Genomic DNA, 7,008 nt, shown 5'->3' on the forward strand with positions numbered 1-7,008 from the left:
GCCGCGACCGGCGGGCGAGCCGGTGCCGCTGCGGTCCAGCGCCCGGCACGGCTTCGCGCACCTGCCCGTCCGCTGGTCCTCCTGACGGTTCCGGGTACCTCCCGGGGAGTAGGGACACCCACTCCCCGGGGCCGACGTGGAGCCCGGCGCCGATGACCTACCGTCCAGATATGAGCACCTCACCGCCCGGGCCGGTTCAGCCGCGCTGGTCGCGACCCGGCGCGTGGCCGGTGTGGATCGTCCCGCTCTTCCTCGCTTTCTTCCAGGTCATGGGGTCGCTCGGCGCGCAGCGCGGGGGGCCGGGGGACGGGTCGTCCGGCGGCCCGCCCTGGGAGCACGGGGGCGGCGGCACGTCCGGGACCGGGCACACCGACCTCGACGCGTTCGGGTTCGCGCTGCTGCTCGGCGGGCCGGCGCTGCTGCTGCTGCGCCGCCGGTATCCGGTGTTCACGGTGTGCGCGACGGCGGCGGTCACCGCGCTCTACTTCCTGCGCGCCTACACCTACGGGCCGGCGCCGCTCGCGCCGGCCGTCGCGATGATGGCCGCGATCGTCTCCGGGCACCGGCTGGTGACGTGGGCCGGGACGGGCCTCGGGCTCGCGGCGTTCTTCGGCCTCACCGCGCTGATCGGCGTCCCGGCGGCCGAGCGGGGGCGGCACGGCCTGTTCCCGGTCCAGGAGCCGACGCTCGGCGGGTCCGGCTTCGTCGTCGGCTGGGCGCTGGTGGTGCTGATCGGCGCGGAGCTGATCCGGATGCGGGCGCAGCGGGCCGCCGAGACCGCGCGGACCCGCGCCGAGGAGGAACGCCGCCAGGCCAGCGAGGAGCGGCTGCGGATGGCCCGTGAACTGCACGACGTCCTCGCCCACAACATCTCGATGATCAACGTGCAGGCCGGGGTCGCGCTGCACCTCATCGACCAGGACCCCGGGCAGGCCCGGACCGCGCTCGCGGCGATCAAGGAGGCGAGCAAGGAGGCGCTCACCGAGATGCGCGGGGTGATCGGCGCGCTGCGGGCGCAGGACGAGACCGCGCCGCGCGCCCCCACCGCCGGGCTCGACCGGCTGGACGAGCTGCTCGGCCGGGCGCGGTCCGCCGGGCTGGAGGTCGAGACGGAGATCACCGGGGAGCGGCGGCCGCTGCACGCGGGCACCGACCTCGCCGCGTTCCGGATCGTCCAGGAGTCGCTGACGAACGTGACCCGCCATGCCGGTTCCGGGCCGGTGACGGTGCGGGTCCGCATCGCCTACGGTGAGCACGAGATCGTGGTGCGGGTCGAGGACGACGGCCGGGGGGCGCCGCTGCTGGACGACCGCCCGGGCGGCAGCGGCATCCGCGGGATGCGCGAGCGGGCGACCGCGCTCGGCGGGACGTTCGACGCCGGGCCGCGGCCGGGCGGCGGCTTCCGGGTGCGGGCCGCGCTCCCGCTGGACGAGGGGACCGAACCGGCCGGGCCCGGAAGGGGGACGCAGTGATCAAGGTGATGCTGGCGGACGACCAGGTGCTCGTCCGGGCCGGGTTCCGGGCGCTGCTGGACGCGCAGCCCGACATCGAGGTCGTCGGTGAGGCGGGCGACGGCGAGGAGGCGGTGGCGCGGGCACGCCGGCTGCGTCCCGACGTCATCTTGATGGACATCCGCATGCCGGTCCTGGACGGTCTCGCCGCGACCCGCGCGATCGCGTCCGACGAGCGGCTCGGCGGCGTGAAGATCGTGATCCTCACCACGTTCGAGCTGGACGAGTACGTGTTCGAGGCGCTGCGCGGCGGGGCGAGCGGGTTCCTGGTGAAGGACACCGAGCCGGTGGAGCTGATCCACGCCGTGCGGGCCGTCGCGGACGGCGACGCGCTGCTGTCGCCGAGCGTGACCCGGCGGCTGATCGCCGAGTTCGCCACGCGGGCCAAGGAGCCGGCGCCGGCGCCGCGGCTGAACGCGCTGACCGAGCGGGAGCGGGAGGTCATGACGCTGGTCGGGGAGGGATTGTCGAACGAGGAGATCGCGGCCCGGCTGGTGGTGAGCCCGGCCACCGCGAAGACGCATGTCAGCCGGGCGATGGTGAAGCTCGGCGCCCGCGACCGCGCCCAGCTGGTGGTGCTGGCGTACGAGTCGGGACTGGTCAAACCCGGCTGGCTGGCCTAGAAATTACTCTGCGCCGGTTCATTGTTGCCGTTCACGGCGGCATGACAGGGTGGACGGCGCAGGCCATGACCGAGGTTGAGGAGTCCGGTGCCGAACGACGCGAGGATCCTGGCCGTCGACGACCGTGTGGAGAACCTGACCGCGCTCACGGCCGTGCTCGACGCGCTGCCGGTGGAGGTCGTACCCGTCACCTCCGGGCAGGCGGCGCTGAAGGAGCTGCTGAACCACGACTTCGCGCTGATCCTGCTGGACGTCGTGATGCCGGAGATGGACGGTTTCGAGACCGCGGAGCACATCAAGTCCCGGCCGCGGACCCGCGACATCCCGATCATCTTCCTCACCGCCGCCGGCAGCGCGGGCGAGCAGGCGTACCGCGGGTACGCGGCCGGCGCCGCCGACTACCTCACCAAGCCGTTCGACCCGTGGCTGCTGCGCGCCAAGGTGTCGGTGTTCGTCGAGCTGCACCACCGCACCCGGCGGCTCCGGCAGCAGGCGCAGCTGCTGCGCCGGACGCTCGGCGGGGACGGCGCCGGGGACGCCCTCGCGGGCTGCGACGGGCTGCTGGCGGCCCTGGACGAGCGGCTCACCCGGGTCGAGGAGGACGTCGCCCGGATCGGGTCGGGCGAGCCCACCGACGACCTCGCCGAGCACGTCGGCGCGCTGCGTCTCGCGCTGGACGCCTTCTCCGCCGGCGGCTGACACTCCACGCCATCCGTTTCGGGACCTTCGGCCCGGTGAGCCGGGGATCTATGGCCCGTGACGATTACTCTCGGTAGCTGATAGTGGCCGGCCTCAAGCTGTTGGGGATTCCGATGACGTTCACCCCGGCGAAGCCACCGCCGCCGACGCCGTCCTACACGGTGATGACGGACGTCGTCTCCGAGCAGCCGGCGGTCACGGCGAACGGAGCACAGATCGCCGGGCTCAGCGTCACCGGAGCCTGAGCGCCCGTGCGGAGTTTGCCGCGCAGGATGAACGCGCCCAGCAGCACCGCCGCCACGACGAGGACCACCGCGACCGTGACGACCAGCACCGTCCGGCGCCGTTCCCCGCCACCGGGAACCGGCTGCGGCTGCGGCGGCTGCTGCCAGTTCGAGTACCGCTGCGGCTGCTCCCACGGCGGAGGCGTCCCCGAAGGGCCCGGCGGGGGACTCGGCGGGGCGGGAGGCGGCGACCACTCGGTCTCCAGCAGCGTCCGGGCCTCCCGGTCATGCCCGGAGCGTCCGGGCGGCGGGCGATGCGAGCCGCCCCGCTCCGGGAAACCGCCGGGGTCGCTCCGCGTCACCGGGGCGGGCTCGCCCGGGTCGCGGCGCGTCACCGGCTCCAGCTCGGCCGGGTCCAGGACGGTCTCGGACGCCACCTCGACCCGGCGGACCGGCAGGTGGCTGGCCGGCGGCTCGTCCGTCACCGTCTCGCTCGCGGGCGACGGACGCCGCACCGGCGGCGGCGAGAACACGGAGGGCATCGCCGCGACCTGGGTGAGCAGCGGCTGCGCCTGCGCCGCCGTCATCCGGCGCGCCGGCTCGCGCGCGAGCAGCCCGTCCAGCACCCGGGTGAGCGGCCCGGCGTTGCGCGCCGGCGGGACCGGCTCGGTCAGCGCGGCCTGCAGCGACGACATCGCGTCCGACCGCTCGTAGGGGGACCGGCCCTCGACCGCCGCGTACAGGGTCGCGCCGAGCGCCCACAGGTCGGACGCCGGCACCGCCCGCTCGCCCTGCACCCGCTCGGGCGGGATGTAGGCGGGCGACCCCATGACGAGGCCCGTCTGCGTTAGCGTCGCGTCACCCTCCACCTGCGCGATGCCGAAGTCGGTGAGGACGACCCGCCCCGAGTCGGTGATCAGCACGTTGCTGGGCTTGACGTCGCGGTGCAGGATGCCCTTCTCGTGGGCGTGCCGGAGCGCGCCGAGCATCTGCAGGCCGATCTCGGCCACCCGGCGATGGTCCATCGGGCCGCGTTCGATGATGTCCTGCAGCGACGGGGCGAGGACCAGTTCCATCACGATCCAGGGCCGGCCGCCCTCCTGGACCACGTCGTGGACGGTCACCACGCCGGAGTGGTTCAGCCGCGCCGACGCCCGCGCCTCCCGGAACGTCCGCTCGTACAGGACGGCGCGTTCGTCGTCGTTCAGGCCCGGCGGGAACACGACCTCCTTCACCGCGACCTCGCGGTCCAGCATGACGTCGAAGGCCCGCCACACGGTGCCCATGCCGCCCCGGCCGACCACCAAGTCCAGCCGGTAGCGGTTACCGAGCAGCCGTCCCTGTGCCATGTCCGAACAATCCCCCCGATCGGGTCATCCCACCCCAGAGGGACGGAACGAGTCGAGGACATTCTTCACGAGTTTCTCGCTGTCGTTCCACTGGGACGCCGGGAGCGCCACCACCACGGCGTACGGCCGCCCGCCGGCGATCACCCCCCGGTCGCGGGCCCGGGTGACGCCCGCGCGGGTCCAGGTGAACTCGATGTCGGCGGCGGGGTACCCGGCGGCGGACGTCCGGGTGATCTCCCCGACCCGCCGGAAGTCCTTCAGCTTGCCGTCCGCGATGGCCTCCTGCTCCCAGGTCACCCAGTGGTCGTAGGGGTCGCCGGTCCAGATCGTCCGGTCGACCTGCACGTAGGCGCTGGACACGGGGTCGGTCCACACGACGCTGTTGCCCTGTACCGAGCGCCGCCAGCCGCGCGGGACGCCGATCGTGTATCCGGGGCCGGACGCCGGGATGAGCCCGTCCGGGAGGGGCGTCGCACTGGAGACCGGAGAGGTCGCGGGCGTGCTGGGCGTCGTGTCCTGTGCGGCGGGCGTGGACTGCTTGGCGACCACCGTGGGCGGCGGGGTGGTGGTGGGCGTGTCAGGGGCGGACGGGCCGGAGTTCATCCGGAGGACGACCCCGGCGACGGCCAGGATCACCGTCGCCGCGGCGACACCCCCGAGGATCGGCAGGATCGGCGGCCGCCTCCGCGGCGGCGGGGGCTGGGTGTGGCCGGGCGTCCACCGCTGCCCGGGCCCCGGCGGGAACGGCGAGGTCATGTCCGGAGGCGGTACCGGGATCTGCTGGTGCGGGGGCACGGTCTGCGCGGCACCGCCGTCCACCGCCGTCCGGCCCGACGCGATCTGGACGGCGGCCAGGCTCGCCGCATGCCCGGCCGCGACCGCCTTGAGCGCCTCCTCGGCCTGGTCCCCGCTCATCCGCCGGACCGGGTCGCGCTCCAGCAGCGCGGTGAGCACGGGCGCGAGCGGGCCCGCGTTCTTCGGCGGCGGGACGTCCTGCGTCATCACGGCCGCGAGCACCGCCATCGCGTCGCCGCGGTGGTGCGGCGCCCGGCCCTCCGTCGCCGCGTACAGGGTGGCGCCGAGCGCCCACAGGTCGGACGCGGGGATCGCCGGGTCGCCGTTCACCCGCTCCGGCGGCATGTACGCCGGCGACCCCACGATCAGCCCGGTGCCGGTGAGCGTCGCGTCACCCGCCATCTGCGCGATGCCGAAGTCGGTGAGGACGGCCCGGTCGTCGTCGGTGACCAGCACGTTCGCGGGCTTGACGTCCCGGTGCAGGATGCCGATCGCGTGCGCCGCCCGCAGCGCGCCCGCGATCTGCCGGCCGATCGTCGCGACGCGGCCGGGCGGCAGCGGGCCGTCCTCGTCCAGGAGGTCCTGGAGCGAACGGGCCCGCACCAGTTCCATGACGATCCACGGCCGGTCGTCCTCGTCCACGACGTCGTGTACGGTCACGACGCCCGGATGGTTCAGCCGCGCCGAGGCCCGCGCCTCGCGGAGCGTCCGGCGGTGCCGGTTCTCCCGCTCCTCGTCGCTCAGGCCGGCGGGCAGGAGGACCTCCTTGACCGCGACCTCGCGGTCGAGGGTCTCGTCGCGGGCGCGCCACACCGTGCCCATCCCGCCGCGTCCGACCACGGATTCGAGCCGGTAGCGACCGGCCAGGAGGCGGCCGTCCATCAGCCCTCCGCGGGCTTGAAGAAGCGGTAGACCGGCTGCAGGTCGGAGTACACCCTGTCCCAGTCGTCGTCGGGGGCGCGGAGCAGGATCGCATAGCCGTGCCCGTGCGTCACGAAACCGCGGTTGAGGATGTGCACCCGGCCTCCGTCACCGTCGTAGGTGAACTCCCAGTCCGCGGAGTCGTCACCGTCGCCGGTGTCGGGGACGGGCGGACGGTCGCCGGTCGGCGCGATCCTGATCTTCTTGTAGCCGGGGAAACCGGAGCCGCCCCGCTCCTGGCGCCGCCAGTCGTCGATCGCGCTCGGACCCGGGTCGCCGGTCTGGTCGATCTGCAGGTAGGCCGCGCGGTCGGGCGAGTAGAAGAAGTCGCCGCCCTGCTTGCGCTCGGGTCCGCTCCAGCCCTTCGGGACGGGCACCGAGTAGCCGCTGCGGTCCTTGTGCATCGTGAACCCCGCGGGCAGCCCCGTGCCCGGCTTCGGGGACGTCGCAGGGGCGGACGGTTGCGCGCCGCCGCCCGGCGAGGCGGTGGGGGTGCCCTTGCGGGCCTTCCCGCCCTTGTTCTCCTCCCCGCCGCTCGCGAGGGCGATGCCCGCGACGAGCACGATGACGGCCAGCACGATCGCGGCGACGATCAGCACGTTCCGGTTGTCGGCCAGCGTGGGACGCGCGACCGGGTGCGTCGTCGGCGGGAAGTGCGTGGCCGGGCCGTGCTCGGGCGGCGGGGCCTGCGGCTCGACGGCGCCGGCGGGTTCGGTGCGCGGGCCGGACCGCCACGACCTGACCCGGTCGGGGTCGGGCCTGGTCTCGCCGGGGTCCGCCGCGTCCGCCGCACCGGCCTTGGCCGCGGCCGGGAGGTCGAGGCTGGTCAGCTGGTCCGGGCGCGCGCCGGGGCCCCGCGGGGCGGTGGCCGCGCCGGACGCGGCGG

General features: G+C 74.7%; 5 protein-coding genes and 1 pseudogene. 3 read left to right on the forward strand and 3 right to left on the reverse strand.

Translation table 11 applies throughout. The features are described from left to right. The first annotated feature begins 170 nt into the window (after positions 1 to 170). From AF1_RS30895 to AF1_RS30905, 3 genes are all read left to right on the forward strand, one after another. Positions 171 to 1,472 carry a sensor histidine kinase gene (locus tag AF1_RS30895; RefSeq protein ID WP_165488379.1) on the forward strand — a complete coding sequence of 434 codons (1,302 nt, stop codon included), beginning with the start codon at positions 171 to 173 and terminating at the stop codon, positions 1,470 to 1,472. Next, a complete protein-coding gene (locus AF1_RS30900) occupies positions 1,469 to 2,134 on the forward strand; it encodes a response regulator transcription factor (protein ID WP_067807465.1) in 666 nt (221 codons plus the stop codon). Before AF1_RS30895 ends, AF1_RS30900 begins: the two co-directional genes overlap by 4 nt. Before the next feature lie 87 nt (positions 2,135 to 2,221). After that, complete coding sequence (locus tag AF1_RS30905; RefSeq protein ID WP_067807468.1) at positions 2,222 to 2,833, forward strand: response regulator; 612 nt, start codon at positions 2,222 to 2,224, stop codon at positions 2,831 to 2,833. Positions 2,834 to 2,987: 154 nt separating this feature from the next. Here AF1_RS30905 and AF1_RS30910 read toward each other — a convergent pair whose 3' ends face one another. From AF1_RS30910 to AF1_RS35490, 3 genes and pseudogenes are all read right to left on the reverse strand, one after another. Continuing rightward, entirely contained in the window at positions 2,988 to 4,406 is a 1,419-nt protein-coding gene (locus AF1_RS30910; protein ID WP_084263493.1) for a serine/threonine-protein kinase, read from the reverse strand. Between the two features lie 24 nt (positions 4,407 to 4,430). Next, the gene (locus AF1_RS36055) at positions 4,431 to 6,083 is read right to left on the reverse strand and encodes a serine/threonine-protein kinase (protein WP_207394039.1); all 1,653 of its coding nucleotides are present in this window, start codon (positions 6,081 to 6,083) and stop codon (positions 4,431 to 4,433) included. Then, positions 6,083 to 7,008, reverse strand: a pseudogene (locus tag AF1_RS35490) (hypothetical protein); the annotation flags it as partial. The pseudogene AF1_RS35490 and the gene AF1_RS36055, both read right to left, overlap by 1 nt.

The organism is Actinomadura formosensis NBRC 14204 (genome assembly GCF_001552155.1).
GTDB classification, from domain to species: Bacteria; Actinomycetota; Actinomycetes; order Streptosporangiales; family Streptosporangiaceae; genus Spirillospora; species Spirillospora formosensis.

Coding starts and splice junctions, on each gene's coding strand:
- AF1_RS36055 (WP_207394039.1), bottom strand. CDS start 6,083: ATGGACGGCCGCCTCCTGGCCGGTCGCTACCGGCTCGAATCCGTGGTC.
- AF1_RS30910 (WP_084263493.1), bottom strand. CDS start 4,406: ATGGCACAGGGACGGCTGCTCGGTAACCGCTACCGGCTGGACTTGGTG.
- AF1_RS30895 (WP_165488379.1), top strand. CDS start 171: ATGAGCACCTCACCGCCCGGGCCGGTTCAGCCGCGCTGGTCGCGACCC.